We start from the raw sequence: 26,599 nt of genomic DNA, 5'->3' as shown, positions 1-26,599 counted from the left end.
CGGCATGGATGCCGCGACCAAGTCCCCAGGGGTGAGGGCGCTTTGCTTGCGAAGCACTGCTTCGCAAGCGCCCGAACGCACAGCCGCCAGCGGCTGGGCCGGTCTGGGGGTTCACGGCGTCCCCTGCCACCGGACCCACCGCGCCATCCCACAGGAATCCCGCTTCTGCTGTTGCTGTTGCCGGCCAGCGGCCGGCACTACCGCGGGTCCGGGCGCAGCCCGGCGTGACCGCCTTCAGCATCCATGTCCGAATGTGGCGAGTATCCCCGCCCGCACCCGCCTAGACTGCCGCCATGGACACCGCCCTCGCCCTCGACACCGCCGCCTGCGACCGCGCCCGCCTGGCCCGCGACGCACGTTTCGACGGCGTGTTCTTCACCGCCGTGCGCAGCACCGGCATCTATTGCCGCCCGGTCTGCCCCGCACCGCCCCCGAAGCCGCGCAACATCACCTACTACCCGACCGCCGCGGCCGCCGCGGCCGCCGGCTATCGCCCGTGCCTGCGCTGCCGCCCGGAGCTGGCACCACAGGCCCAGCAGGCACTGGCCGGGCAGACCGTACAGCGCGCCCTGGCCCTGATCCACGGCGGCTTCCTGCAGGAGCAGCCGGTGGCCGATCTTGCTACGAAGCTCGGCCTCAGCGCGCGCCAGCTGCAGCGCCTGTTCGTCGAACGCCTGGGCGCGACGCCCGGGCAGATCCACGCCACCCATCGCCTGCTGCTGGCCAAGCAACTGCTGACCGAGACCACGCTGGCGGTGACCGACGTCGCACTGGCCGCCGGATACAACAGCCTGCGCCGCTTCAATACCGCATTCCTGCAGGGCTGCGGCATGGCCCCCACCGCACTGCGCCGCCAGCATCAACCGCTGGCCGCCGACGATGGCGGCCTGGTGCTGCGCCTGGGCTACCGTCCACCGCTGGACTTCCCGCGCATGCTGGCGTTCCTGCGCAAGCGCAGCCTGCCCGGCATCGAACTGATTGGCGAGGACAGCTACCAGCGCGTGCTGGGCACGCCGGAGCGCCCCACCCTGCTGCGCGTCACTGCCGACCCGAAGCGCCCGGAGCTGCGCCTGCAGCTGGGTGCGGTGGATCCGCGCCTGATCCCGTACATCGTGCGCCGCGTGCGTCGCGTGTTTGATCTGGATGCCGACCTGCAGCAGGTGCACGCCGCATTGGGTGAGGAACCCTTGCTGGCGCGCGGCATCGCCGAGCGCCCGGGGCTGCGCGTGCCCGGCGGCTGGGATGGCTTCGAAGTGGGCGTGCGCGCCGTGCTCGGCCAGCAGGTTACTGTTGCCGCCGCCACCACCTTCGCGCGGCGGCTGGTCGATGCCTATGGCGCGCACCTGCCGGGCATGTCGTCCGACTTTGATCGCCAGTTCCCGGCACCCGAGGTATTGGCCGAGGCGCCTCTGGAATCAATCGGCCTGCCGCGCAGCCGCGCCGCGACCGTGCGTGCACTGGCCACCGCCTGCGCCAGCGGCCAGCTCGACTTCGGGCCCGGCCAGGCGCTGGAAGAGTTTGTTGCCCGCTGCGTGGCACTGCCCGGCATCGGCCCATGGACCGCGCAGTACATCGCTTTGCGTGGCCTCGGCCAGCCCGATGCCTTCCCGGCCGGCGATCTTGTACTGCAGCAGGTCCTCGGCCACGCGCAGGGCCAGCGCCTGAGCGAACGCGCAACCGAAGCGCGCTCGCAACCGTGGCGTCCCTGGCGCGCCTACGCCGTGCTGCACCTGTGGCACCTGTCCGGCACATTCGTTGGAGAACCGACATGACACTGTTGTTCGATCGTTTCGACAGCCCGATCGGCGTGTTGACCATCGCCGGCGACGAGCGTGGCCTGTCACACGTGCTGTTCCCGGAGAACCGCCACCCCGCGCGCGGGCGTGATGACTGGCATTACGCACCGGATGCCTTGCCGGAAGCACGCGAGCAGCTGCTGCAGTTCCTGCACGGCGAGCGCAACAGCTTCGACCTTGTGCTGGCGCCGCGTGGTACGCCGTTCCAGCTGCGCGTGTGGCAGGCGCTGGCGCTGATTCCGTTCGGCCAGACCTGGAGCTACCTGCAACTGGCGCAACACCTGGGACAGCCCAGCGCGACCCGCGCGGTGGGCGCGGCCAACGGGCGCAACCCGTTGCCGATCATCCTGCCCTGCCACCGCGTGATCGGCAGCAACGGTGCACTGACCGGTTTCGGCGGTGGCCTGGAAACCAAGGCCGCGCTGCTGCGGCTGGAACAACGCCAGGCCCCGCTGTTCGCCTGAACATCGGGGTCAGATCCCTTTTCCCGTGGAAAAGGGATCTGACCCCGGGCGATCCTGGCGCGCCGTGTCTTGGGCCGGTAATTGCACCGGCTTATCATGCACGGATGACTTCCGTACGCCTGACCTGTTCGCTGGCGCTGCTGCTGCCATTGGCTGCCTGCACCACTGCGCCTGCCCCTACCGCCTCCGTTCCCACGTCCGTCGCATCGGCCGCACCGCCGAAGCTGCTGCTGATCTCCATCGACGGCCTGCGCGCCGATGCGCTGGACCGCGGGCTGACCCCGAACCTGCAGCGGATGATCGACGGCGGCGTGCGCGCCCGCTGGATGACACCGTCCTATCCTTCCCTGACGTTTCCCAACCACTACACCATCGTCACCGGCCTGCGACCGGACCACCATGGCATCGTCAACAACAGCATGGACGATGAAGCGCTGGGCCGTTTCGAGCTGAGCAACCGCGAGGCCGTCACCACCAGTGCCTGGTGGGGCGGTGAACCGATCTGGGTCGGCGCCGAGAACGCCGGCGTGCGCACCGCCACGACGTCGTGGCCGGGCAGTGAATCGGAAATCCGTGGTGTGCGCCCCAGCCAGTGGCGCATCTACGACGGCAAGGAACCGCTGGAGCAGCGTGCCGGTATCGTGCTCGACTGGCTGGCACAGACCGACGCCGATGCCCCGCGACTGACCACGCTGTACATGGAGCACGTGGACAAGGCCGGGCACAACTACGGCCCCGGGTCGAAGCAGTACGCCGACGCCATCGCACGCGCCGACCTGATCGTCGGCCAGGTGCTCGACGGCCTGCAGCAGCGCGGCCTGGCCGCCACCACCAATGTGATCGTGGTGTCCGACCACGGCATGGCCAGCGTCGCCGACGGCCACGTGATCGCCACCGAATCGATGGCCGACCCGTCCATCGCGCGCAACGTCAGCCAGGGCCAGTCGGTGGGCTTCGCGCCAGTGGCCGGTCGTGAGGCTGAGGCCGAACGCGCCCTGCTCGGCCGCCATGCGCACTACGAGTGCTGGAAGAAGGAGAACCTGCCGGCGCGCTGGCACTACGGCACGCATCCGCGGGTTCCGGCCATCGTCTGTGCGATGGATGAAGGCTGGGATGCGCTGCACCGCGAGAAGATCGCCAAGCGCGCGAAGCAGGACCGTGGCTCGCACGGCTACGACAATGCCCTGCCGTCGATGCGTGCGGTGTTCGTGGCCAGCGGCCCGTCGTTCCGCCAGGGCCTGGTGATCGACGGCTTCGACAATGTCGACGTCTACCCGCTGCTGGCCCACCTGCTGCAGGTGCCGGCCGCGCCGAACGATGGCAATCCGGAAACGCTGAAGCAGACCTTGCGCTGAATTCCCTGTAGAGCGAGCCCATGCTCGGCTGCATTACGCCAGCCGAACATGGGCTCGGCCCTGCAGGAACGCGCATAAAAAAACGCGGCGCCAGGCGCCGCGTTTTCCTTGGACCGGTCGGTCGGCCTGATCAGGCCTTGGCGACGGCCTTCTTCGCCACGGCCTTCTTCGCCGGAGCCTTGGCCACGGTCTTCTTGGCAACCGGGGCGGCGGCGCCTACGGCGACCTTGCTCGCGGTGTGCGAACGGGCGTTGCCGTAGCTGGCGTTGTAGCGCTTGCCCTTGGCGGTCTTGCGGTCACCCTTACCCATGTCTTCAACTCCTCAAGTGTGAAATCTGGTTACCCCGTACTGACACGGGTTCGGCGGGGCCGCCTTGCTGGGCGCCCCCGCGCACGATCGGAAATCCTATCACGGCGTGCCTAGTGCGCGCAGCTTGCGTCGTGCACGTGGCCGTGGTTGAGGCGCAGGTTGACCAGGTGGGCAACGCCGACCAGCAGGCCGCCGATGGTCATCACCACCGCATGCGGCACCGCATTGTGGTGCAGCGGGTCGTACAGCACGCCGGCCCACAGCGCGACCAGGCCGGGGATCAGGAAGCCGAGCGCACGCAGCGCACCGTGGCGGCGATAGCCCCAGACCAGGCTGAACAGCCCGAGCAGGGTCACGAACACCACCAGCGCCTGTTCCACGCCATCGCTCAGCCAGAACGACAGGCCCAGCGACGGCGCCGCCGCCAGCAGCACGGGAATCACCGCGCAATGCAATGCGCACAGCATCGAACCAGTGGCACCGAAACGGTCGAGCAGGTGGCGCAGGCGTGAGGACAGGGACATGACTTCCAGCAGGGTCGGCGAATCGTTATGGAATAATATAACATCCCTCTCCGAACCGCACGGTTTTCCCTCCCCCTGTCCCCTCGACGGGATTCGTGCGCCCTGCGATTGATACATTGTAACAAAGGACCTGCCCATGCCCGCCCACACCCCTCGGCTCAAGCCGCATTCCCTGGCCCTGGCCCTCGCCGCCCTGTTGCCGTCCGTCGCCTTTGCAGCCGGCCAGGACACCTCCCACCGTGACCGCCACCTGACCGAACTCTCCTCGGTACAGGTCACCGCGTCGCCGCTGCAGGGCGATGCCGAATCCCTGGCGCGCCCGGTGGACGTGCTGGCCGGTGAGCGCCTGGACGAGCAGAAGGCCGGCACCCTGGGCGATACCGTGGCCAAGCTGCCGGGCGTACAGAGCACCTTCTTCGGCCCCGGCGTCGGCCGCCCGATCATCCGCGGCCAGGAAGGCCCGCGCGTTGCCGTGCTGTCCAACGGCATGGGCAACATGGACGCCTCCACGGTCAGCGCCGACCATGCCACCAGCATCGAGCCGTTCCTGGCCGACCAGATCGAAGTGCTGAAGGGTCCGGCCACGCTGCTGTTCGGCAGCGGCGCCATCGGTGGTGCGGTCAATGTGGTGGATGGCCGCATCGCGCGCGAACTGCCGGAGCGCCCGCTCAGCGGTCGCGCCGAGCTGCGCGGCAACTCGGTGAACAATGAGCGCAGCGGCATGTTCCGCCTCGATGGTGTCAGCGGCAACGTCGTGCTGCACGTGGATGGCCTGGTGCGCAATGGCGACGACTACCGCATTCCCGGCTACGCGGTGATCGACAGCCTTGAAGACCACCATGACCACGATCACGATCACGACCATGATCACGATGCAGCCGAGGGCGAAGAACCGCGCCGCGGCCGCCTGGACAACAGTTCGATCCGCACCCGCGCCGGCGGCGTCGGCGCAACGTGGCTGGGCGACGGTGGTTACTTCGGTGTGTCGGCCAGCACCTATCGCACCAACTACGGCATTCCCAATGGCGCGCACGTGCATGCCGATGGTGATGACCACGGCCATGACCACGGTCACGACCACGGCGATGAAGAGGAAGGCGGCGACGAGCATGACGTGCGCATCGACATGGTGCAGAACCGCTTCGAGACCAAGGCCGGCATCTACAACCCGGTCTCGTTCCTGAAGAACATCAACGCACGCGTGGCTTACACCGACTACGAGCACGTGGAGCTGGAGGCCGGCACGCCGTCGACGCGCTTCACCAACCGTGGTATCGAAGCGCGCCTGGAAGCCGTGCAGCAGCAGATCGGCGGCTGGGACGGCGCGTTCGGCCTGCAGTTCGGCAACAGCGATTTCGGCGCCAAGGGCGAAGAGGCGTTCGTACCGGATACCGGCACCAGGAACATCGGCCTGTTCGTGCTGCAGGAAAAGCAGTTCGGCCCGTTCAAGCTGGAACTGGGTGGCCGCCACGACCAGGTCAAGCTGGACCCGACCGGTGACTACCGTCGCCGCACGTTCGGTGCCACCAACCTGTCTGCCGCCGGTATCTGGAAGCTCAACGATGCCGTTGACCTGCGCATCGGCGTGGACAGCTCAGAGCGTGCACCCACCAACGAAGAGCTGTACGCCGCCGGCGCGCACATCGCCACCCGCTCGCTGGAGATCGGCGACGCCAACCTGAAAACCGAGCGCGGCCAGCGCGTCGAACTGGGCATCCATACCCACAGCGATCGCCTGGACTTCTCCGCGTCGGTCTACCAGACGAAGTTCAAGGACTTCATCTACCTCGCCGACACCGGTGTTACCGAAGGCCTGCCGGTCCGCGCCTGGACCCAGCAGGACGCGGTGTTCCGCGGCGCCGAGGCCGAAGCGCTGGTGCACCTGTTCGAGGGTGGCGCCGGTGACTGGGATCTGCGCCTGTTCGGTGACTATGTGAAGGCCAAGCTGGATGGCAGCGGCAGCCGCAACCTCGACATCGCCGTGCCGCACGGCGACCACAACCACAATTACAACGTGGAGCTGGCCAACACCGGCTACCTGCCGCGTATCGCCCCGGCCCGCGTGGGTGCCGACCTGCGCTGGTCGAAGGACGGCTGGCGCGCCTCGGTCGGTGCGGTGCGTTACAGCCGCCAGAAGGACGTTGCCCAGAACGAAGCCCCGAGCGACGGCTACACGCTGGTCGACGCGCACCTGGCCTACCGCTGGGATCGCAACGCGGGCAACAGCTACGAGGTGTTCCTGGATGGCAGCAACCTGACCAACCGCGAAGTGCGCCCGCATACCTCGCTGCTGCGCGACTACTCGCCGCTGCCAGGCCGTGGAGTCGCATTCGGGATCCGCGCGTTCTTCTGATCGCGCACGGCGGGGTCGGATCCCTTTCCGAAGGAAAGGGCTCTGGCACCACCCCATTGCACGGGGGCCTTCGGGCCCCCGTTTTCATTCCGTCCCACGCCATCACGCATCCGTCACAAAGGTGTGCGTACGACAACAACCGGACAATCCCGTCACTCAAAGTCTCGCCAATCGGACACTTTTGTCCGAAAATGATTCCATGACCGCTCAACGTGCCGATGCTGCTGCCCGCCGTGCCCTCATCCTCGACGCCGCCGATCATGTCTTCGGCCAACATGGCGTCACCGCCCCGCTGGATCTGGTGGTCGAACGCGCCCAGGTGGGCCGCGCCACCCTGTACCGCAACTTCCCCGACCGCACCGCGCTGATCCAGGCGCTGCTGCAGCGCACGGTCGACCGCATCCGGCGCCAGGTCGAACAGCTCGGTGACCGCGATGACGCCCTGTTCGAGGTGTTCGAGGGCATGGCCCAGCGCATCATCGATTCGCCGGCACTGGCCGATTACTGGCGTGCGGTTGATTCGGACGTGCCGTCCATGCGCGCCGCGCGCGAGACCGTGCGCGACCTGCTGGAGGAACCGATCGCGCGCGCCAAGGCCGCCGGGCTGTGCCGTGACGACCTGGAAAAGACGGATATTTCACTGATCTCGGGCATGCTGGGTGCGGCCCTGCGCGGCAAGACCCGCGACGAGCGCGCCCAGTTGGCCGGGCGTGCCCTGCAGCTGCTGCGTGGGGGTCTCCAGGGAGCTGCCAGCGAGGCCCGTTGATGGTCCAGCCGTATCTGAAGCCGGTTCCGGATTGGGAGGAGCATGAGAAGCCGACCATGCCCGGCTCGGCGTCGATGCCCTGGCACCCGCCGTACCGGCGCGCGGCCTATGCGCTGGTATCGTTGCTGGTGGCGATCACCGGCGGCCTCGGCAATGCGCTGGTCACCGCCAACCTGCCGTTCCTGCAGGGCCAGCTGGCGCTCACTCCGACCCAGGGCAGCTGGCTGGTGGCCGCGTATGCGATGGTGAATGTCACCGCCAACCTGCTGGCCTTCAAGTTCCGCCAGCAGTACGGCATCCGCCTGTTCGCCGAGATCGGCCTGGGCCTGTATGCGGCGCTGGCGGTGCTGCACCTGTTCGTCGGCAGCTTCGAGACCACGATGCTGACCCGAGCCGCCAGCGGCTTCGCGGGTGCGGCCTGTTCCACACTGGGCACGCTGTACATGCTGCAGGCGCTGCCGCGCCGATTCACCGGCAATCTCCTGGTGGTCGGTGTCGGCCTGTCGCAGCTGGCGGTGCCGATCGCCTGGATCGTTTCACCAGGCCTGGTCGATACCGGCCAATGGCACCAGCTGTACTCCTTCGAAGCCGGCCTGGCCCTGTGCGCGTTCGCGGCAGTGGTGGTGCTGAAGCTGCCGCCGGGCATCCAGGTAAAGGCGTTCGAGCCATTGGACTTCCTCACTTTCGCCCTGCTCGCGCCGGCGGTCGCGCTGCTGGTGATCGTACTGGCGCAGGGCTACACGCGCTGGTGGCTCAACACCCCATGGCTGGGCTGGGCGCTGGTCGCCTCGATCGTGCTGTCCACCACCGCCTTCATCATCGAACACTACCGGCGCAATCCGCTGCTGCAGATCCGCTGGCTGTCGAAGCTGCCGGTGCTGCACTTCATCGTCGGCGCGTTCCTGATCCGCTTCCTGACCACCGAGCAGTCCTACGGCGTGGTCAACCTGATGCGCACGCTGGGCATGGGGCCTGACCAGATGCGGCCGTTGTTCGTAGTGATCCTGGCCGGGGTGATCGTCGGCATCGCCGGCGCCTCGCTCACCTTCGGACCGAAGCGGCTGATCGCGCAGCTGCTGATGGCGATCCTGCTGCTGGGCGCCGCCGCGTTCTTCGACCAGCACCGCACCAGCCTGGACCGGCCGCACGACTTCTACGCCAGCCAGTTCCTGGCCTCGGTCGGTGCCGGCATGTTCATGGGCCCGCTGATCATGCTCGGCATCTCCGCCGCGTTGAAACAGGGCGTCGACCACATGATCACCTTCCTGGTGACGCTGTCGATCACGCAGACCCTGGGTGGCCTGGCAGGTTCGGCGGTGCTGGGGACCTTCCAGCTGCATCGCGAGCAGCTGTATTCCAGCGCGCTGACCAGCCAGCTCGATCCGGCCGATCCGGTGGTCGCGCAACGGCTGCGCATCCAGCAGCAGCTGTACGCTGCGCAGATCACCGACCCGGTGCTGCGCAGTGCGCAGGGCAGCGCGCAGCTGGCGCAGACCACGCGCCGCGAAGCCAACGTGCGTGGCTTCAATGACGTGTTCACGCTGAGCGGCTGGCTGGCGATCGGCTTCCTGTGCTGGTTGCTGCTGCTGTCGCTGCGCACCGCCGTGCTCAAGCAATGGCGCAAGCGCCACCCCGCCCTTTCCACCGCGTCCACGCCGGCCGCGTCCCGTTGAGTCCTCCCATGCCTCCCGTCCCGCCCCGCCCCGACGACACCGACAACGTCACCCCACCGCCGCCGACCGACGCGGCGCCCGCGGCCACGCCGGTAGAACCTGCGGTCGCGCCGAAGTACCTCAAGCCCAGCGCCCGCAGCGTGGTGGTGATGGTGGTAGTGGCCTTGCTGGGCATTGCGCTGATCCTGCGCGCCTGGCACCTGTGGCCGTTCACCAGCAGCGTGATGGTGACCGACAACGCCTATGTACGCGGCCAGATCACGGTGATGGCGCCGCAGGTGAACGGCTATGTGACCGAAGTGCTGGTGAAGGATTTCCAGCATGTGAAGCAGGGCGAGCCGCTGCTGCGCATCGATGACCGCATCTATGCGCAGCGCGTGGCCCAGGCGCAGGCGACGCTGGACAGCGCGCGCGCGGCGCTGGCCAACTCGGACCAGTCACAGGCGCAGAACCGCGCACAGATTGCCTCCGCCCGCGCCACGCAGTCGGCTGGCCAGGCCGAACTGCAGCGTTCGCGCAATGAATTGAAACGCTACGAGGAACTGGCGGCGCAGCAGCTGGTGTCCATCAACGACCGCGACAAGTTCCGCACCACCCAGGCGTCGGCACAGGCCAGCGTGCAACAGTCGCAGGCGCAGATCCGCATCGCCGAGGAAACGCTGGTGTCGACCCAGGTCGCGCGCAAGAGCCTGGAAGCGCAGGTGGAAAGCGCGCAGGCGCAGCTGGAACTGGCCCGCATCGACCTGGCCAACACGGTGATCCACGCACCACGCGACGGCCAGATCAGCGAAGCCAGCGTACGCGTGGGCCAGTACGTCGCTGCCGGTTCGCAGCTGCTGTTCCTGGTACCTGACACGCTGTGGGTGGTGGCGAACTACAAGGAAGGCCAGACCTGGGGCATGGCGATCGGCCAACCGGCGACGTTCTCGGTGGACGCGTTCCAGGGCCAGGTGCTGCGGGGCCGCGTGCAGGAGATCGCCCCAGCCACCGGGTCGGAATTCAGCGTGCTGCGCCCGGACAATGCCAGCGGCAACTTCACCAAGGTGGTGCAGCGGCTGCCGGTGCGGATATCGATCAACAGGGATCAGAAGCTGGCAAAGCAGCTGCGGCCCGGCATGTCGGTGATCGTGCGGGTGGATACCCGGTCCAAGCCGATGGACTAGGACGCAGGCCCTGCCGCACCGGTATGAAACGGGGTCAGATCCCTTTGCCAGTGGCAAAGGGATCTGACCCCGTTTCCAAAAATGCCGGCCAGCGGCCGGCCCTACCGTTGCGTTAGCCGGCGCAGCGCGCGCAGAGGCCATGCACTTCCAGCGTCTGTGCCTGCGGCTGGAAGCCCAGCTCCTTGGCGCGCTTCTCCAGCTGGGTGACGATCTCGCGGTCTTCCAGCTCCACCGCGCTGTGGCAGCTGTTGCAGATCAGGAACGGCACCGAATGCGCGGCACTGCTGGGGTGATGGCAGGCCACGAAGGCATTGACCGATTCCAGCTTGTGCACGAAGCCATTGGCCATCAGGAAGTCCAGCGCGCGGTACACGGTGGGCGGGGCATCGGCGCCCACGCCCTTGCCGTTGCGCACCCATTCCAGCAGCTCGTAGGCCTTGACCGGCTTGCCGGCCTCGGCGATCAGCTTCAGCACGTTGGCGCGGATCGGGGTCAGGCGCAGCCCGCGTTCGCGCGAGACACGCTCGACCACCGCCACGAAATCCGATGCGTCGTGGACATGGTGGTGCGGGGCGGTACAGGCAGTGGCGGTCTTGGCGGGCATGCGTGTTCTCCGGTTCGGGCCTGGCAAGGATGCCTCAGGCCGTTGCTACCTTGGTGATGGCCACATCAATGCGTTTCAAGGCCTGCTCGCGGCCGGCCAGGTACACGGTATGGGAGATGTCAGGACTGACCTGGGTGCCGGTGATCGCCACGCGCAGCGGCTGGGCGACCTTGCCCATGCCGATTTCCAGCGCTGCGGCCGCGTCGTGCAGGGCGACGCCCACCGACTCGGCGGTCCACTCCGGCAACGCTGCCAGCAGCTCGCGGGCCTTGCCCAGCGCCACCTCGGCACCGGCCTTGAGGTGCTTGGCCACCGCCGCTTCGTCGTACCCGGTCAGCGGCTGGTACCAGACCACGGCCTTCTCGGCCATTTCCTTCAGGGTCTGCACGCGTTCACGCAGGGCGATCACCACATCCTCCGGGGCCGGGCCGGCGGCCACGTCCAGGCCCAGCTTCTCCAGCTGGTAGACCAGGTGCGGCACGATGGCGGCCACGTCCTCGGTCTTCAGGAAGTGCTGGTTGACCCAACCCAGCTTGGCCATGTCCAGACGCGAGGCCTTGGAATTGCAGTCCTTCACGTCGAACAGGTCGATCAGCTCCTGGCGGCTGAACAGCTCCTGGTCACCGTGCGACCAGCCCAGGCGGGCCAGGTAGCTCAGCAGCGCGTCGGGCAGGTAGCCGGCGTCCTTGTACTGCATCACGTCGGCCGCGCCGGTGCGCTTGGACAGCTTGGCGCCCTGCTCGTCCAGGATCATCGGCATGTGGCCGAACTTCGGCACCGGCGCACCAATGCCCTCGTACAGGTTGATCTGGCGCGGGGTGTTGTTGATGTGGTCGTCGCCGCGGATGACCTCGGTGATGCCCATGTCCCAGTCGTCCACCACCACCGCGAAGTTGTAGGTGGGGTAGCCGTCCGGGCGGAAGATGACCATGTCATCCAGCTCGCTGTTGGCGATCTCGATGCGGCCCTTGATCAGGTCGTCGAACACCACCGTACCTTCCAGCGGGTTCTTGAAGCGGATGACGCGGTTCGGGTCGTCCTTGTACGGCAGGCCCAGTTCGCGTGCAGCGCCGTTGTAACGCGGCTTTTCCTGCCTGGCCATGGCGGCCTCGCGCATCGCGTCCAGCTCTTCGCGGGTTTCGTAGGCGTAGTAGGCCTTGCCGTCGGCGATCAGCTGCTCTGCCACTTCCCGGTAGCGGGCGACGCGGTCGGTCTGATAGATCGGGCCTTCGTCGTAGTCCAGGCCCAGCCACTCCATCGCCTCCAGGATGGCGTCGATCGCGCCCTGGGTGCTGCGTTCACGGTCGGTGTCCTCGATGCGCAGCACGAACTCGCCGCCGCGGTGGCGGGCCTCCAGCCAGCAGTACAGCGCGGTGCGGGCACCACCGATGTGCAGGTAGCCGGTGGGACTGGGGGCGAAGCGGGTGCGGCAGGTCATGGACGGCTCGAGGAACGGGAATCCCCCGATTTTACCAGCCCGCCGCCCCCGACGGAAAAAGGGGACGGAGGGGATTAAGTCGCGATTGCCCAGCCCGTGGGTACTGCAACCGGGAAACGGAGGGGAGATGCGACTTAATCCCCTCCGTCCCCTTTTACGGTTCCACCTTGCGCGGGAACGGCTGCTCGCGCATCGCGGCGTTGTAGGCGAACGAGGCGACGATGGCTGCGGCCTGCTTCAGGTCTTCCGGTTCGGCGTGGTCCCAGGTGTCCAGGTGGCTGTGGTGGACATTGGTGAAGTAGTCCAGCCGGTCCTGGATGAACTGGAAGCCCGGCAGGCCGATGCGGTCGAAGCTGATGTGGTCGGTGCTGCCGGTGTTGCGGGTCGCCACGGTGGTGGCGCCGACGTCATGGAACGGCGCCAGCCAGGCTTCGAAGATCGGCATCGCCGCCAGGTTTTCCTGGGCGTAGATGCCCCGGAAGCGGCCGGAGCCGTTGTCCATGTTGAAGTAGACCTGGAACTTGCTGTAATCGCGGGTCTTCTGCAGTGCACCGGTCGGCTCGCGCAGCGACGCCGGCAGCGCCTTCTGCGCCGGGTCGGTGGGCTCCGGGAACCGGCCGAAATGCTTGGCCACATAGGCCTGCGAGCCGATCAGGCCCTGCTCCTCGCCGCTCCACAGCGCCACGCGGATGGTGCGCTTGGGCCTGGCGCCGGTGGCCTTGAGGATGCGCATGGCCTCCATCATCACCGCCACGCCTGCGGCGTTGTCGGCCGCGCCGGTGCCGCTGTGCCAGGAATCCAGGTGCGCGCCGATCATCACCACTTCATCAGGCCTGCTGCTGCCGCGGATCTCGGCCAGCGTGTTGTAGCCGGGCTGGTCGGCGTCATCGGTGAAGCGCGCGGCCACATCCACGCGCAGGCGCACGGTCTGCCCGGCCTTCAGCGCGCGCACCAGCGGGTTGAAGTGCTCGCTGATCATCGCCAGCTCGGGGATGCCGACCGGCTCGCCGGCCTTGCGCGAACCACCACCGGCAACGCGGATGATGCCGTTGTCCCAGCTGCTGATGCTGATCGAGGCCAGCGCCCCTTCTTCGACGAAGAACGCATTGACCCTGGTCGCCAGCTGCTGGCGTTCCTGGTACTCCTTGACCCGCTTGGCGCGCTCGGCGGTGGCGTCCTGGTCCTTCGGCAGGGTGAACGCCTGCAGGCCTTCCAGCGAGGTCGCGTCATGCCGATGGGAATCCGGCTCGGTGCCGCGCTTGTACTCGCGCGCCTCGCCCAGCAGCAGGATCTTGCCGCGCAGCTTGCCGCGATACTTCTCGATGTCTTCGGGCTTCTTGATCTCGACCTGCACCAGCTCGCCTTCAACCGGCCCCTTGGTGCCCGGCGTCCAGGCCTTGGGCAGTGCATGCAGCGGCTGCACACGGTCACCCAGCATTTCCACGCTGGCCGAGGTGAACTCCCAGCCACGGCCAAAGTCATCGAACGCTTCGTCGTGGACGTTGTCCAGCTTCCATTCGTTGAACTTGCCGCGGGTCCACGCGTTGGCGCGGCCCATCGCCAGCGAGTTGGTCAGCCGCGGGCCGATGCGTTCGGTGAGATAGCTGAAGGTGTCCATCACCTGCGAACGGTGGAAGGCCTCCTGGCGGATGCGGCTGACCATGTCCAGGTCCACCGTCTCGCGCTGCTGCGCCGCTGCATTGCCACCCATCGCCAGCGCTACGGCCAGCACGCCCCACTTCAACACATCGCACCCCTGCCTTCCGGCCTTCTCATCAACCCATCGAGTCTAGCCAGCAGCGGCGCCGCGATACCCTCCCATCGGTCATGGGCGGCGCGGAAGCGTGCGAACCAGGGTTCGCCCCCACAGAAGAGTGGTTGGGTCGCATCTGCCAAACCACCTCACCCACTCCACCCCAGCCACAGCTGCGCCCGCTCCGGCAGCAGCAGCAACCAGTGCCGCCGGTCGATGCTGCTGCAGCCATACACCGCCGCATGCGCGGGCCAGTCATCGGGCAGGCCACCAATGCCGATTTCCGCGAGTGCTTCCGCCCCGGCCTTCCATGGCCGGTAGCGCGGCACCCTCCCCGCCAGCGCACCGCGTCCCTGCCGCGCGCCCTGCAACCAGGCCAGGCCCTTGCCCTGCAATCCCTCGCAGGTCACCGCGGCCAGCTGGAAGCGGACCAGACCGGGGGCGATCCGTGCCCCCGGCAGGGCCGCCAGCACGCCATGTGCCTGCAGCAGTGCATCCACTTCCAGCAGGGCCGGAATGCCCTGCCGCGCCCGTTGCCGCAATCCCTGGCGCCAGCTCATGGCGTGCTCCTTACTTCAGGTCTGCGCCAAGCGCGTACCAGTCGACCCGGCGGGTCACCCACATCGCCAGCGCCAGGATCACGAACAGCAGCAGCGATCCCATCAGCAGTGCGTTGTTCTCCGACACCAGCAGGCCATACAGCGCGCCGTACAGCACGGTCAGCAGCGCAGCGAAGCCAAGGCCGCGCTTCCAGTGGCCCAGCACGTTGGCCAGGTACACCGCCTGCAGGCCGATGCAGGCCACGGCCGAGACCAGGTAGGCCTTCCAGAACGCGATGTGCTCGGACAGGCTGATCAGCAGCAGGAAGAAGATCGCCAGCGCCAGGCCGACCATCAGGTACTGCAGCGGATGGATGCGCAGCGACTTGATCAGTTCGAACAGGATGAAGCCGACGAAGGTCAGCACCACGAACAGCACGCCGTACTTCGAGGCACGGTCGGCCTGGGTGTAGGTATCGACCGGATCGACCAGCGACACCGTCACGGCCTGCGAATCGATCGTCCCCTCGCTGCGCAGCTGGCGCTGTGCATCGGAGGCCAGCGAGGACACCGCCCAGCGTGCTTCGAAGCCCTGTGCATCGACACGCCGTTCGTTGGGCAGGAAGGCGCCGCTGAACGACGGATGCGGCCAGCTCGACCGCAGCGCGATCCGGGTGTCATCGCCCACCGGCACCACCGACAGCATGCGGCTGCCATCCAGGCGCAGCTCCAGTTCAACGGTGCTGGCGGCCAGCGCGCCGCCCTGATCCGCGGCGAAACCGCTCACCGGCGCATGCAGGCCACGTCCGATTTCGCTGGCCACGCCTACACCGGGCAGCAACCGCAGCTGCTTGCCGTCCACCCGCAGGTTCGGCGTGCCCACCAGGCCGCGCACATCGGAAACCCCCAGCGCCACATAGGGCTGGCCATAGGTGCGGCCGTTCTTCACCGGATAGTCGTCTTCGGCGAAAGTCGCCTTCAACTGGCCATTCCAGCTGTACACCGGCACCTTGAACAGGCCGACCTCGCGCTGGCTCGGCAGCATCTCGCCGCCCACCTCCAGCGACGCCGGCATCTGCAGCCAGTGGCCCTCGGTCACCTGGATCTCGGTCTTCTTGACGCCCAGCGGGTCAACCAGTTCAACCTGCTTGCGTTCCACCCACGGCACCACCCGTACCGGGCCCACCAGCTGCTGCGTGCCGGCACGGCTGTCGGCCACCCGGGCAAAGGCCTCGTCGCGGTACTGGCTGCGCTCGGTGATGACCCCGCGGATCATCATCAGCGGCACCAGCAGCAACAGGATCAGCCCGCCGACAATGGCGAACCTCAGCAGCATCTTCAGGGATTTCATGGTCCATCCTCGTTGGAGAGGGCTGCAGGATGGACCGCTGCGGTGAGCAGGGTTTGTGGCGAAGTTGAAGCGAGTGTGAAGTCAGCGGCGCGGACGCTGGCCCGGCACTGACAACGGCAGCCACAGGCTGGCCACGGTGCCACCGCCGTCGCGCGCGTCGAGGCTGGCGCGACCATCGTGCAGGCGCGCGACCTCCTGCACGAACGGCAGGCCCAGGCCGGAACTGCGCCGGCCGCTGCCGGGGCGGGCAAGCGAATAGAAGCGTTCGAACACCCGTTCGCGCGCGTAGTCGGGAATGCCGGTACCGCGATCCGCCACCTGCAGGCGCACGCCCTGCCCGTCCACCTCGGCCTGCAGTGCGATGTCCGCGCCGGGCGGTGAGAAGGCAATGGCGTTGTCGATCAGGTTGTGCAACGCCTGCCGCAGCAGATAGGCATCGCCCTGCACGCGCAGGTCGGGCGCGCTGCCGATGCTGACCTGCACGCCGGCCGCCTGCGCACGCACCTGCGCCGCCGCTGCCGCATCGGCCAGCAACGTTGGCAGCGCGATCGGATCGCGGGTCTGCAGCCAGCCGTGCTGTTCCACTTCGGCCAGCGCCAGCAGCTTGTCGATGGTCTCGGTCAGCCGCTCCTGCTGGTCGACGATGCTGCGCGCGAAATGCACGCGGTCGGCCTCGGGCAGCGGCTCCTGCAGCAGCTCGGCGGCACCGCGGATCGCCGCCAGCGGGCTCTTCATTTCATGCGTCAGTGACTGCACGTACTGTTCGACATAGGCCTTGCCCTCCAGCTTGCGGCGCATGGTTTCCAGCGCCTGGCCCAGGTCGCCGATCTCGTCGCGGCGGCGCCGTGGCGGTGGCACCGGTTCGCCGGCGCTGACCGCGCGTGCATAGCGGCTGAGCTGGCCGAGGCCGGTGGTGAGCCACATCGTCACCAGCACGCCGACCAGCGCCGACAGCCCGATCAACCAGGCGCCGCGCTCGATGATGGCGCGCTGGCTGGCGGCGATGAACGGATCGATGCTGCGGTTGGGCTGGGCCAGGCTGAGCACGCCGATCAGGGTGCGCCCATCGGCCGGGTTGTATACCGGCGCCGCCACGTGCATCACCGTATCGCCTTCTTCGCCTGGTATTTCCGGGCTGGAGCGGGCGCCGTACTCGCCACGCAGGGTGCGGTAGACATCGTTCCAGCGCGAATTGTCACGCCCGAGGTCGCGGCCCAGCGAGTCGTAGATGACGATGCCCCTGGCATCGGTGATGGTCACCCGGTAATCCAGCGATCGCTTGGGAAAACGCCAGACCATCGCCTTCAGGTCGCGCTGCCGCGCCTTGGCCAGGTTGCGGGTGAAGCTGCCGCTGCGGATGGTGCCGTCCTTGACGTCGGCGGCGGCCATCTCGGCCAGCACGTTGGCCGCATCGACCAGGGTCGATTCCATCGCCTGGCGCACACCGGGCTTCACCTCGTTGACGAATACGCGCATCACGAAGAACGCGGCGATGCCGGTGATCAGGAAGAAGCCGAGGAACAGCTTCAGTACCAGGCGCATCGGCTAGACCTCCAGCGCGTAGCCGAGGCCACGGTGGGTGCGGATCGGGTCGTCGCTGGCACCAGCCGCACGCAGCTTGGCGCGCAACGTCTTTACATGGGTGTCGACGGTGCGGTCGGCACTGTCGGCGCTGCTGTCCCAGCCCCGGTCCATCAGCTGCGCGCGGCTGAGGATGGCACCGGGGCGCTGCAGCAGCGCTTCCAGCAACGCGTACTCGTATCGGGTCAGGTCCAGCGCATGGCCGCGGAAGCGGATACGCCGGCCTTCGCGGTCGATGGCGAAGGCGCCATGTTCCTGCCAGCCCGCATCTGCGCCGGGGGCTGCCACGACCGGTGCCACGCGACGCAGGCGCGCACGCACCCGCGCCACCAGCTCACGCGGCGAGAACGGCTTGGTCATGTAATCGTCGGCGCCCAGTTCCAGGCCGAGCACGCGGTCCACTTCATCGTTGCGGGCGGTCAGGAAGATCACCGGCAGCTGCGCCGCCGGCCCGGGCTGCGCGCGCAGCCGCCGGCAGACCTCGAAACCGCCCAGGTCCGGCAGGCCCACGTCCAGCACCACCACGTCGATATCGCCGGCCTGCAGCCGTTGCAGGGCCTCGCCGCCCAGCAGGCAGTGGCTGGCGGCATAGCCTTCGCTGCGCAGCGCATAGAGCACGGTTTCGGCGATGGCGGCTTCGTCCTCGACCACCAGGACATGGGCAACGGGAGCTGTCATGGCGCGCAGCATAGCCGCTGCGGCCGCCGCCCCGTACACTGCCGCCCATGAACTATCGCCACGCCTTCCACGCCGGCAACCACGCCGATGTGCTCAAGCACATCGTGCAGCTGGCCCTGATCGACAGCTTCAAGCGCAAGGACAGCCCGTTCTTCGTGCTCGACACCCACGGCGGTGCCGGCCGCTACCTGCTGGCCAGCGAAGAGAGCCGCAAGACCCTGGAGGCCGAATCCGGGATCATGCGGCTGATGGCCCAGCCCAGGCTGCCGGAGGTGGTCGAGCGCTACCTGAAGGCGGTGCAGGCCGACAACCCGGTGGGCGCGCTGACCAACTACCCGGGCTCGCCGCTGCTGAGCGCACAGGCGATGCGCGCGCAGGACCGCATGGCGGTCTGCGAGCTGCAGGAAGCCGAAACGGCCACGCTGAAGGCCCTGTTCGCCCATGACAGCCGCGTCGATGTGCGCCCCGGCGATGGCTATGCCCTGCTGCGCTCGCTGCTGCCGCCGAAGTTCAACGGCAGCAAGATCGGCCGTGGTCTTGTGCTGATCGACCCGCCGTACGAGGCCCAGGACGCCGAGTACCAGGCCGTTCTGGCCGCCCTGGCCGAGACCCTGGCGCGCTGGCCGCAGGCGACCTGCGCGGTGTGGTTCCCGATCAAGCAGCGCCGCACCATCCTGCACTTCCTGCGCAAGGCCACCGCTCTGCCGGTGAAATCGGCGATGACGATCGAGTTCCTGGTGCGCCCGGACGACTCGCCGCTGCGCCTCAACGGCAGCGGCATGCTGCTGCTCAACCCGCCGTGGCAGTTCGACCGGGTGGTCGGCCCGGCCCTGCCGGCGCTGCGCCAGCACCTGGGCGAACCGGGGGCCAGCACCCGCCTGGATTGGCTCAAAGCCCCCGAATGACGGCCTTCACGAGGCTGTACCGCCGTGAGCCTTTCGTTCACGGAATGCAGCCCCGGTGATGCCACAATCGATGGACCACCAAGGAATCACCCGGTATGGCCACTCGCAACCGCATGCCGCCCTGGCATGAGATCTTCAAGGCTCCCAGCGGCCACGAGCTGCTGATCCGCCCCATCCGCCCGGAAGATGGCGCACCGCTGCAAGCGGCGTTCAGCCTGTTCGGGCCGGAAGAAATCCGTGATCGTTTCCTGCAGGCGGTGACCGAGCTTTCGCCGGAAACCACCCAGCGCCTGACCCACCCGAATCCCAAGACCGAGATCACCCTGGTCGCAGCCGAATCCCTGCCTGCTGGCGAAGCGGTGGTCGGCGCGGTCGCCCGGGCCTCGATCATCCCCGGCACCCGTGAAGCCGAGTACGCGATCCTGATCAGCCGCTTCCTCATTGGCCAGGGCCTGGGCCGGCAGCTGATGCGCAAGCTGGTGAAGTGGGGCCGCGGCAAGTACCTGGACCGCCTGTACGGCGACGTCGCCGCCGAGAACGAGCCGATGAAACAGCTGGCCGCCTCGCTGGGCTTCAAGCCGGTCCCGCACCCGGCCGGTGCCGAAGGCCTGGTGCGGATGGTGCTGGAGCTGGACAACTGACAGATGCGCCGGGCCCCGCCCGGCGACGCCTGCCGGTAGTGCCGGCCGCTGGCCTGAACTGCGTTACCCCAACGGCACATGAGGCTGCCGGCAATCGGCCGGCACGACCCACCGGGCTTCGATCGGGCTTCTGCTAAAATCCGGGGTCCATGTCGCGTACCTCATACCCCGCCCCGCCGCTGCCGCGCGCCGGCCAGCTCCGCGCCTGGTGGCGCGCCCCCGCCTCGCCGACCGCCCTGGCCTGGTACCTTGCCCAGGCCGCGCGTGCGCACGACGCCCCGCTGCTGGTGATCGCCCGTGACAACCACGGTGCCAACCAGCTCGAAGCCGACCTGCACACCCTGCTCGGCGGCGATCCGGCCCTGCCGGTGGTCGCCTTCCCGGACTGGGAAACCCTGCCCTACGACCGCTTCAGTCCGCATCCGGACATCATTTCGCAGCGCCTGGCCGCCCTGCACCGCCTGCCCGCGCTGAAGCGTGGCCTGGTGATCGTGCCGGTGCAGACCCTGCTGCAGCAGCTGGCCCCGCGCAGCTACGTGATCGGTGGCAGCTTCGACCTGAAGGTCGGCCAGCGCCTGGATTTGGAAGCCGAGAAGCGCCGCCTGGAAAGCGCCGGCTACCGCAACGTGCCGCAGGTGATGGACCCGGGCGACTTCGCTGTGCGCGGCGGCCTGCTCGACGTGTACCCGATGGGTGCCGACGAGCCGCTGCGGGTGGAACTGCTGGACGAGGACATCGACTCGATCCGTGCCTTTGACCCGGAAAGCCAGCGTTCGCTGGACAAGGTCGAGGCGGTGCACATGCTGCCCGGCCGCGAAGTGCCGATGGATGAAGCCAGCATCGCCCGCGTGCTGGCCACGCTGCGCGAGCGGTTCGATGTCGATACCCGGCGCAGTTCGCTGTACCAGGACCTGAAGTCCGGACTGGCGCCGGCCGGCGTCGAGTACTACCTGCCGCTGTTCTTCGAACGCACCGCAACCCTGTTCGACTACCTGCCCAGCGGCAGCCTGCCGGTGGTCTGTGCCGGTGCGTATGAAGCGTCCGTCGCGTTCTGGGCGCAGACTGCGGACCGCTATGAGCAGCGCCGCCATGATGTGGAGCGCCCGCTGCTGCCGCCGTCGGCGTTGTACCTGTCGCCGGAGCTGCTGCGCGAGCGCCTGAACGATGCCCCGCGCATCGAGGTGTGGGCGGCTGACCATGCGCGCATCGCCGACGCGCACGCGCTGGGCGACCAGCCGCTGCCACCGCTGCCGGTGGCCGCGCGCGAAGCCCCCGCTGGCGATGCGCTGAAATCCTTCCTCGGCCATTATCCGGGCCGGGTACTGATCGCCGCCGATTCACCCGGCCGCCGCGAGGCGCTGCTGGAAGTGCTGCAGGCCGCCGAGCTGAAGCCGCCGGTGGTGGCCGACCTGCCCAGCTTCCTCTCCGACGACGCGCGCTTCGCGATCGCGGTGGCACCGCTGGAGGATGGCTTCGCGCTGGACGATCCGCGCATCGCGGTGCTGACCGAGCGCCAGCTGTTCCCCGAGCGCGCCGGCAGCACCCGGCGCACGCGCCGTGCCGGCCGCGAGCCGGAAGCGATCATCCGCGACCTCGGTGAACTAACCGAGGGCGCGCCGATCGTGCACGAGGATCATGGCGTCGGCCGCTATCGTGGCCTGATCGCGATGGACGTCGGCGGCATGCCCGGCGAGTTCCTCGAAATCGAATATGCCAAGGGCGACCGCCTGTATGTGCCGGTCGCCCAGCTGCACCTGATCAGCCGCTATTCCGGTGCGTCGGCGGAAACCGCGCCGCTGCATTCGCTCGGTGGCGAGCAGTGGAGCAAGGCCAAGCGCAAGGCCGCCGAGAAAGTACGCGACGTCGCCGCCGAACTGCTGGAGATCCAGGCCCGCCGCCAGGCGCGTGCCGGCCTGGCACTGCAGGTCGACCGCGCGATGTACGAGCCGTTCGCGGCCGGTTTCCCGTTCGAGGAGACCCCGGACCAGCTGGCCGCGATCGACGCCACCCTGCGCGACCTGGCCAGCAGCCAGCCGATGGACCGCGTGGTCTGCGGCGACGTCGGCTTCGGCAAGACCGAGGTGGCGGTGCGTGCGGCCTTTGCGGCCGCCAGTGCCGGCAAGCAGGTGGCTGTGCTGGTGCCGACCACGCTGCTGGCCGAACAGCATTACCGCAACTTCCGCGACCGCTTCGCCGATTACCCGCTGAAGGTCGAGGTGCTGTCGCGCTTCAAGACCACCAAGGAAATCAAGGCCGAGCTGGAAAAGGTCGCCGCCGGCACCATCGACGTGATCGTTGGTACCCATCGCCTGCTGCAGCCGGACGTGAAGTTCAAGGACCTGGGCATGGTCATCGTCGACGAGGAGCAGCGTTTCGGCGTACGCCAGAAGGAAGCGCTGAAGGCGCTGCGCGCCAACGTGCACCTGCTGACCCTGACTGCCACGCCGATTCCGCGCACGCTCAACATGGCCATGGCCGGCCTGCGCGACCTGTCGATCATCGCCACGCCGCCGCCGAACCGGCTGGCGGTGCAGACCTTCATCACCCAGTGGGACAACGCGCTGCTGCGCGAAGCCTTCCAGCGCGAGCTGGCGCGTGGTGGCCAGCTGTATTTCCTGCACAACGACGTGGAAAGCATCGGCCGCATGCAGCGCGAGCTGTCCGAGCTGGTGCCGGAGGCGCGCATCGGCATCGCCCATGGGCAGATGCCCGAGCGCGAGCTGGAAAAGGTGATGCTGGATTTCCAGAAGCAGCGCTTCAACGTGCTGCTGTCGACCACGATCATCGAGTCGGGCATCGACATCCCCAACGCCAATACCATCATCATCAACCGTGCGGACCGTTTCGGCCTGGCCCAGCTGCACCAGCTGCGTGGCCGCGTCGGACGTTCGCACCACCGCGCCTACGCGTACCTGATCACGCCCGACCGCCGCGCGATCACCCCCGACGCTGAGAAGCGCCTGGAAGCGATCGCCTCGATGGACGAGCTGGGCGCCGGCTTCACCCTGGCCACGCACGATCTGGAAATCCGCGGTGCCGGCGAACTGCTCGGCGAGGACCAGAGCGGGCAGATGGCCGAGGTCGGCTTCAGCCTGTACACCGAGCTGCTGGAGCGCGCGGTGCGCAGCATCAAGCAGGGCAAGCTGCCCGACCTTGATGCCGGCGAGGAAGTGCGTGGTGCCGAGGTCGAACTGCATGTGCCGGCACTGATCCCGGAAGACTACCTGCCGGACGTGCATACCCGCCTGACCCTGTACAAGCGTATTTCCAGCGCGCGCGACAGCGATGCGCTGCGCGAACTGCAGGTGGAGATGATCGATCGCTTCGGCCTGCTGCCGGATGCGGCCAAGCACCTGTTCGCCATCGCCGAGCTGAAGCTGAAGGCCAACACGCTGGGCATCCGCAAGCTGGACCTGGGCGAAAATGGTGGCCGCATCGTGTTCGAATCCAAGCCGAACATCGACCCGATGGCGGTGATCCAGCTGATCCAGAAGCAACCGAACCTGTACGCCATGGAAGGGCCCGACAAGCTGCGCATCAAGCACCCGCTGCCGTTGCCGGAAGACCGCTTCAACGCGGCCCGCGCCCTTCTGACCACCCTCGCCCCGGGTTGATCGCCCCCCGAACACCCCGCACCGGCCCCCACCCGGTGCGGGCGGATGACCATGTTTCCTGACGCCGTACCCGCCCCCGACCTGCTGCACGCGCAGGCCTGCCTGATCGATGCCCTCTCGATGTCGCTGCAGATGCGCGACGCCTACACCCGCCATCACTGCGACCGCGTCGGCCTGTTCGCGCAGCGCCTGGCCGCGCACTGCGATCTCGACGACGAGGCCTGTGCGCAGGTCGGCCTGGCCGCGCGCTTCCACGACATCGGCAAGATCGGCATTCCCGACGACGTACTGCTGGCACCGCGCCGGCATACCGATGAGGAGCGCGCGATCATGCGCGAGCATCCGGTGCGCGGCGAGCACATCTTCCTGGCCACCGGCCGCAGCGACGCCGCGCCCGTGGCGCGGCTGATCCGCGCCCATCACGAAGCCTTCGATGGCAGCGGCTATCCTGATGGGCTGCGCGGCGAATCCATCCCGCTGGGCGCGCGCATCGTCACCATCGCCGATGCCTACGATGCGATGACCAGCGTGCGCCCGTACCGCGACGCGATGGAGCACGAAACCGCGTTGCGGATCATCGATTCGCAGTCTGGAGGGCTGGTGGATCCCTACGTGCTGCAGCGCTTCCATCGCATGCTGGCGCGGGAGCCGGAGCTGGCCTGAGATCTTCCGGAAGGTGAAACGACCCGTCGGTAGAGTCGACTGTCAGTCGACTGCTCTTCGTCCAGATCGCGAAAATCCCGCGCTGCGCGCGATAGTCGACTGACAGTCGACTCTACCAGTCGGCGCTGCGCTGCCGGCCTGGAAGACAAAAGGCCCGGCATTCGCCGGGCCTTTCGCATCACGCAGTCACGGGTGATCGATTACCAGATCACCACGCGCTTGTCGTCGGCACGCACCATCGCGTCGCCGGCCTTGCACTGGAATGCAGCGGCATAGGACGGCATGTTCGACGGTGCGCCGTTGGCACGGAAGTTGGCCGGGGCGTGCGGATCGGTGTTCAGGCGGACGCGCAGCTCACCATCGGTGAAGTTGCGGCGCCACACGGTGGCCCAGTTCATGAAGAAGCGCTGGTCCTGGCTGTGGCCATCCACTTCGACATTCGCCTTCGGGTCTTCCTTCAGCGCCATCTGCAACGCGTCGTAGGCCACGGTCAGGCCGCCGAGGTCGCCGATGTTCTCGCCCAGGGTCAGCTTGCCCTTCACGAACACGCCCGGCACCGATTCATAGCCGTCGAACTGCGCGACCAGCTGGTCGGTACGCGCGGTGAAGGCCTTGCGGTCGGCGTCGGTCCACCAGTTGTCGAAGTTGCCGTTGGCGGCGAACTGGCTGCCCGAGTCGTCGTAGCCGTGCATCATCTCGTGGCCGATGACCGCACCGATGCCGCCGTAGTTCAGCGCCGGATCGGCCTTGGCGTCGAAGAACGGTGCCTGCAGGATCGCCGCCGGGAACACGATCTCGTTCTTGGTGGCGTTGTAGTACGCGTTGACGGTCTGCGGGGTCATGCCCCACTCGGTCTTGTCCACCGGCTTGCCGATCTTGTCCAGCATGTAGCGGTAGTTGAACGCACGCGCCGCCTGCATGTTGCCCAGGTAGCTGTCGCCGTTGGTCTGCAGGCCCGCCCAGTCACGCCACTTGTCGGGGTAACCGATCTTCGGGGTGAAGCTGGCCCACTTCTCCAGGGCCTTCTTCCTGGTTTCTTCGCCCATCCACGGCAGCTGCTCCAGGCGCGCCTTCAGCGCCTGCGACAGGTTTTCCACCAGGTGCTGCATGGCGACCTTCGACTCGGCCGGGAACACGGCGTCGACGTACAGCTGGCCCAGGGCTTCGCCCATGCCACCGTTGACCGACTCCAGCACGCGCTTCCAGCGCGGCTGCATTTCCTTCTGGCCACGCAGGGTGGTGCCATAGAAATCGAAGTTGGCCTTCTCGAACTGGCTGCTCAGGTACGGCGAGGCATCGTCGATGGTGTGGAAGCGCAGGTAGGCCTGCCAGGTGCTGGCCGGCACATCGGCCAGCATCTTGTCCATTTCACCGAAGAAGCCCGGCTGGGCCAGCGAGAACTTCTGCGCGGCCGGCACCTTGAGGGTCTCGAACAGCGCGGTCCAGCTGAAGTTCGGGGTCAGCTTGTCGGCCTCAGCCGCGCTGAGCGGGTTGTAGCGCTTGGCCGGGTCACGCATTTCAATGCGCGACATCGAGGCCTTGGCCAGGCGGGTTTCGAAGGCCATCACGGCCTTGGCCTGCTCGGCGGCCTGCGCCGCGTCCACGCCGGACAGGGTCAGCACCTGTGCGATATAGGCCACGTAGGCGTCGCGGATCTTGGCCTGCGCATCGTCGAAGTAGTAGCCCTTCTCCGGCAGGCCCAGGCCACCCTGGCCGACGTAGGCGATGACGTTGGCCGAATCCTTGTAGTCGGCATTGGCGAACAGCGAGAACAGCACGCCCTTGCCCTCGGCCTGGCTGTCGCGCAGGTACCGGGTGATGGCGGCGGTGTCGTTCAGCGCGGTGATCTTGTCCAGCTGCGGCTGCAGCGGCGCCAGGCCGGCAGCTTCGATCTTCGCTTCATCGTTGCCGGTCTTCCAGATGTCACCGATCTTCGCTTCCACCGAGCCCGCCTTGGCCTGGCTGGCGGCGGCCTGCTGCACCAGCGCGTGCTGCACTTCCAGCGAGCGCTCGCGCAGGATCTCGAAGCTGCCCCAGGTGGTCTGGTCGCCCGGCACCGGGTTGGCCTTCAGCCACTTGCTGTTGACGAAGCCATTGAGGTCGGTACAGGCCGGAATGGCCGGATCGAGGTCGGCGCTGTTGAGCGAGATCAGCGGCGTCTTGATCTGCGACAGGTCGAAGGCCGGCTTGGCGTCGGCACTGGCCGCCGGGGCGGTTTCGTTCTTGCCACAGGCCGCCAGTGAGGCAGCGATGGCGATGGTCAGGCCCAGCGGGACCAGGTTGCGGACGTTCATGAGGCTCTCCTGCGGGTAATTTCACAGGGTAGCCGCGGGAGCGACGCTGGGGACCGGCCAAAGGTCACGAGCGCATGGCGCGGCTCCGTCTGCATGCCGCTATGCTCTGGCTTCCGCGATCACTGGACTTCATG

At 67.7% G+C, this 26,599-nt stretch carries 21 protein-coding genes; 11 read left to right on the top strand and 10 right to left on the bottom strand.

Annotation, left to right across the window (positions count from 1 at the left end; all coding sequences use genetic code 11):
* The first annotated feature begins 293 nt into the window (after positions 1 to 293).
* The 3 genes from AC5P56_RS13795 to AC5P56_RS13785 all read left to right on the top strand — a co-directional run bounded on the left by AC5P56_RS13795 (position 294) and on the right by AC5P56_RS13785 (position 3,615).
* Positions 294 to 1,772 (top strand): DNA-3-methyladenine glycosylase 2 family protein, encoded by a 1,479-nt coding sequence (locus tag AC5P56_RS13795; protein WP_049441525.1) that lies wholly within the window; start codon positions 294 to 296, stop codon positions 1,770 to 1,772.
* Positions 1,769 to 2,260 carry a methylated-DNA--[protein]-cysteine S-methyltransferase gene (locus tag AC5P56_RS13790; RefSeq protein WP_005408696.1) on the top strand — a complete coding sequence of 164 codons (492 nt, stop codon included), beginning with the start codon at positions 1,769 to 1,771 and terminating at the stop codon, positions 2,258 to 2,260. The genes AC5P56_RS13795 and AC5P56_RS13790 overlap by 4 nt, the downstream gene beginning before the upstream one ends.
* A gap of 104 nt (positions 2,261 to 2,364) precedes the next feature.
* On the top strand, positions 2,365 to 3,615 hold the full coding sequence (locus AC5P56_RS13785) for an alkaline phosphatase family protein (RefSeq protein WP_046429675.1): 1,251 nt from the start codon (positions 2,365 to 2,367) through the stop codon (positions 3,613 to 3,615).
* 130 nt (positions 3,616 to 3,745) lie between these two features.
* Here the strand turns inward: AC5P56_RS13785 and AC5P56_RS13780 are convergent, their stop codons facing one another.
* Together AC5P56_RS13780 and AC5P56_RS13775 are read right to left on the bottom strand one after the other, a co-directional pair.
* Positions 3,746 to 3,925 (bottom strand): 30S ribosomal protein THX, encoded by a 180-nt coding sequence (locus AC5P56_RS13780; protein WP_004150462.1) that lies wholly within the window; start codon positions 3,923 to 3,925, stop codon positions 3,746 to 3,748.
* Positions 3,926 to 4,035: 110 nt separating this feature from the next.
* Positions 4,036 to 4,449 (bottom strand): MerC domain-containing protein, encoded by a 414-nt coding sequence (locus AC5P56_RS13775; RefSeq protein WP_049441523.1) that lies wholly within the window; start codon positions 4,447 to 4,449, stop codon positions 4,036 to 4,038.
* A 136-nt stretch (positions 4,450 to 4,585) separates the two neighbouring features.
* On the opposite strand from AC5P56_RS13775, the gene AC5P56_RS13770 reads away from it, so the two are divergent.
* The 4 genes from AC5P56_RS13770 to AC5P56_RS13755 all read left to right on the top strand — a co-directional run bounded on the left by AC5P56_RS13770 (position 4,586) and on the right by AC5P56_RS13755 (position 10,404).
* On the top strand, positions 4,586 to 6,802 hold the full coding sequence (locus AC5P56_RS13770; protein WP_049441522.1) for a TonB-dependent receptor: 2,217 nt from the start codon (positions 4,586 to 4,588) through the stop codon (positions 6,800 to 6,802).
* Positions 6,803 to 7,001: 199 nt separating this feature from the next.
* Complete coding sequence (locus AC5P56_RS13765; protein WP_014646454.1) at positions 7,002 to 7,568, top strand: TetR/AcrR family transcriptional regulator; 567 nt, start codon at positions 7,002 to 7,004, stop codon at positions 7,566 to 7,568.
* Entirely contained in the window at positions 7,568 to 9,241 is a 1,674-nt protein-coding gene (locus AC5P56_RS13760) for an MFS transporter (RefSeq protein WP_032956775.1), read from the top strand. The genes AC5P56_RS13765 and AC5P56_RS13760 overlap by 1 nt, the downstream gene beginning before the upstream one ends.
* An 8-nt stretch (positions 9,242 to 9,249) precedes the next feature.
* Complete coding sequence (locus AC5P56_RS13755; protein WP_495231744.1) at positions 9,250 to 10,404, top strand: HlyD family secretion protein; 1,155 nt, start codon at positions 9,250 to 9,252, stop codon at positions 10,402 to 10,404.
* Between the two features lie 112 nt (positions 10,405 to 10,516).
* Here the strand turns inward: AC5P56_RS13755 and AC5P56_RS13750 are convergent, their stop codons facing one another.
* The 7 genes from AC5P56_RS13750 to creB all read right to left on the bottom strand — a co-directional run bounded on the left by AC5P56_RS13750 (position 10,517) and on the right by creB (position 18,360).
* Positions 10,517 to 11,008: a Fur family transcriptional regulator gene (locus AC5P56_RS13750; RefSeq protein WP_004150412.1), complete on the bottom strand. Its 492-nt coding sequence runs from the start codon at positions 11,006 to 11,008 to the stop codon at positions 10,517 to 10,519.
* Between the two features lie 34 nt (positions 11,009 to 11,042).
* Positions 11,043 to 12,446, bottom strand: a complete 1,404-nt coding sequence (gene gltX, locus AC5P56_RS13745; protein WP_111206667.1) for a glutamate--tRNA ligase — start codon at positions 12,444 to 12,446, stop codon at positions 11,043 to 11,045.
* A 154-nt stretch (positions 12,447 to 12,600) separates the two neighbouring features.
* Positions 12,601 to 14,193, bottom strand: coding sequence for a M20/M25/M40 family metallo-hydrolase (locus tag AC5P56_RS13740; protein ID WP_111206665.1), 1,593 nt, complete (start codon positions 14,191 to 14,193; stop codon positions 12,601 to 12,603).
* Positions 14,194 to 14,348: 155 nt separating this feature from the next.
* Positions 14,349 to 14,759 carry a hypothetical protein gene (locus AC5P56_RS13735; RefSeq protein WP_164077456.1) on the bottom strand — a complete coding sequence of 137 codons (411 nt, stop codon included), beginning with the start codon at positions 14,757 to 14,759 and terminating at the stop codon, positions 14,349 to 14,351.
* Between the two features lie 10 nt (positions 14,760 to 14,769).
* The gene (gene creD / locus AC5P56_RS13730) at positions 14,770 to 16,089 is read right to left on the bottom strand and encodes a cell envelope integrity protein CreD (RefSeq protein WP_049441519.1); all 1,320 of its coding nucleotides are present in this window, start codon (positions 16,087 to 16,089) and stop codon (positions 14,770 to 14,772) included.
* Between the two features lie 81 nt (positions 16,090 to 16,170).
* Positions 16,171 to 17,631: a two-component system sensor histidine kinase CreC gene (creC, locus tag AC5P56_RS13725; protein ID WP_495231743.1), complete on the bottom strand. Its 1,461-nt coding sequence runs from the start codon at positions 17,629 to 17,631 to the stop codon at positions 16,171 to 16,173.
* 3 nt (positions 17,632 to 17,634) lie between these two features.
* Positions 17,635 to 18,360 carry a two-component system response regulator CreB gene (creB, locus tag AC5P56_RS13720; protein ID WP_080376403.1) on the bottom strand — a complete coding sequence of 242 codons (726 nt, stop codon included), beginning with the start codon at positions 18,358 to 18,360 and terminating at the stop codon, positions 17,635 to 17,637.
* Positions 18,361 to 18,395: 35 nt separating this feature from the next.
* Here creB and AC5P56_RS13715 point away from each other — a divergent pair, with 35 nt between their 5' ends.
* The 4 genes from AC5P56_RS13715 to AC5P56_RS13700 all read left to right on the top strand — a co-directional run bounded on the left by AC5P56_RS13715 (position 18,396) and on the right by AC5P56_RS13700 (position 24,171).
* Positions 18,396 to 19,253 (top strand): 23S rRNA (adenine(2030)-N(6))-methyltransferase RlmJ, encoded by an 858-nt coding sequence (locus AC5P56_RS13715; protein ID WP_075076203.1) that lies wholly within the window; start codon positions 18,396 to 18,398, stop codon positions 19,251 to 19,253.
* A 95-nt stretch (positions 19,254 to 19,348) separates the two neighbouring features.
* Positions 19,349 to 19,894, top strand: a complete 546-nt coding sequence (locus tag AC5P56_RS13710) for a GNAT family N-acetyltransferase (protein ID WP_014646444.1) — start codon at positions 19,349 to 19,351, stop codon at positions 19,892 to 19,894.
* 149 nt (positions 19,895 to 20,043) lie between these two features.
* The gene (gene mfd / locus AC5P56_RS13705) at positions 20,044 to 23,508 is read left to right on the top strand and encodes a transcription-repair coupling factor (RefSeq protein ID WP_495231742.1); all 3,465 of its coding nucleotides are present in this window, start codon (positions 20,044 to 20,046) and stop codon (positions 23,506 to 23,508) included.
* A 45-nt stretch (positions 23,509 to 23,553) separates the two neighbouring features.
* The gene (locus tag AC5P56_RS13700; protein WP_014646442.1) at positions 23,554 to 24,171 is read left to right on the top strand and encodes an HD-GYP domain-containing protein; all 618 of its coding nucleotides are present in this window, start codon (positions 23,554 to 23,556) and stop codon (positions 24,169 to 24,171) included.
* Between the two features lie 200 nt (positions 24,172 to 24,371).
* Here the strand turns inward: AC5P56_RS13700 and AC5P56_RS13695 are convergent, their stop codons facing one another.
* The gene (locus AC5P56_RS13695) at positions 24,372 to 26,465 is read right to left on the bottom strand and encodes a M13 family metallopeptidase (protein WP_142234437.1); all 2,094 of its coding nucleotides are present in this window, start codon (positions 26,463 to 26,465) and stop codon (positions 24,372 to 24,374) included.
* Positions 26,466 to 26,599: the final 134 nt, after the last annotated feature.

It is taken from the genome of Stenotrophomonas sp. YJH_SMC_131 (assembly GCF_059367975.1).
This window is presented reverse-complemented; position numbering and strand designations above follow the sequence as displayed.

Bases quoted from the DNA above. Each gene is read 5' to 3' on its own strand.
- AC5P56_RS13795 (WP_049441525.1), top strand. From the start codon at position 294: ATGGACACCGCCCTCGCCCTCGACACCGCCGCCTGCGACCGCGCCCGC.
- AC5P56_RS13790 (WP_005408696.1), top strand. From the start codon at position 1,769: ATGACACTGTTGTTCGATCGTTTCGACAGCCCGATCGGCGTGTTGACC.
- AC5P56_RS13785 (WP_046429675.1), top strand. From the start codon at position 2,365: ATGACTTCCGTACGCCTGACCTGTTCGCTGGCGCTGCTGCTGCCATTG.
- AC5P56_RS13780 (WP_004150462.1), bottom strand. From the start codon at position 3,925: ATGGGTAAGGGTGACCGCAAGACCGCCAAGGGCAAGCGCTACAACGCC.
- AC5P56_RS13775 (WP_049441523.1), bottom strand. From the start codon at position 4,449: ATGTCCCTGTCCTCACGCCTGCGCCACCTGCTCGACCGTTTCGGTGCC.
- AC5P56_RS13770 (WP_049441522.1), top strand. From the start codon at position 4,586: ATGCCCGCCCACACCCCTCGGCTCAAGCCGCATTCCCTGGCCCTGGCC.
- AC5P56_RS13765 (WP_014646454.1), top strand. From the start codon at position 7,002: ATGACCGCTCAACGTGCCGATGCTGCTGCCCGCCGTGCCCTCATCCTC.
- AC5P56_RS13760 (WP_032956775.1), top strand. From the start codon at position 7,568: ATGGTCCAGCCGTATCTGAAGCCGGTTCCGGATTGGGAGGAGCATGAG.
- AC5P56_RS13755 (WP_495231744.1), top strand. From the start codon at position 9,250: ATGCCTCCCGTCCCGCCCCGCCCCGACGACACCGACAACGTCACCCCA.
- AC5P56_RS13750 (WP_004150412.1), bottom strand. From the start codon at position 11,008: ATGCCCGCCAAGACCGCCACTGCCTGTACCGCCCCGCACCACCATGTC.
- gltX (WP_111206667.1), bottom strand. From the start codon at position 12,446: ATGACCTGCCGCACCCGCTTCGCCCCCAGTCCCACCGGCTACCTGCAC.
- AC5P56_RS13735 (WP_164077456.1), bottom strand. From the start codon at position 14,759: ATGAGCTGGCGCCAGGGATTGCGGCAACGGGCGCGGCAGGGCATTCCG.
- creD (WP_049441519.1), bottom strand. From the start codon at position 16,089: ATGAAATCCCTGAAGATGCTGCTGAGGTTCGCCATTGTCGGCGGGCTG.
- creC (WP_495231743.1), bottom strand. From the start codon at position 17,631: ATGCGCCTGGTACTGAAGCTGTTCCTCGGCTTCTTCCTGATCACCGGC.
- creB (WP_080376403.1), bottom strand. From the start codon at position 18,360: ATGCTGCGCGCCATGACAGCTCCCGTTGCCCATGTCCTGGTGGTCGAG.
- AC5P56_RS13715 (WP_075076203.1), top strand. From the start codon at position 18,396: ATGAACTATCGCCACGCCTTCCACGCCGGCAACCACGCCGATGTGCTC.
- AC5P56_RS13710 (WP_014646444.1), top strand. From the start codon at position 19,349: ATGGCCACTCGCAACCGCATGCCGCCCTGGCATGAGATCTTCAAGGCT.
- mfd (WP_495231742.1), top strand. From the start codon at position 20,044: ATGTCGCGTACCTCATACCCCGCCCCGCCGCTGCCGCGCGCCGGCCAG.
- AC5P56_RS13700 (WP_014646442.1), top strand. From the start codon at position 23,554: ATGACCATGTTTCCTGACGCCGTACCCGCCCCCGACCTGCTGCACGCG.
- AC5P56_RS13695 (WP_142234437.1), bottom strand. From the start codon at position 26,465: ATGAACGTCCGCAACCTGGTCCCGCTGGGCCTGACCATCGCCATCGCT.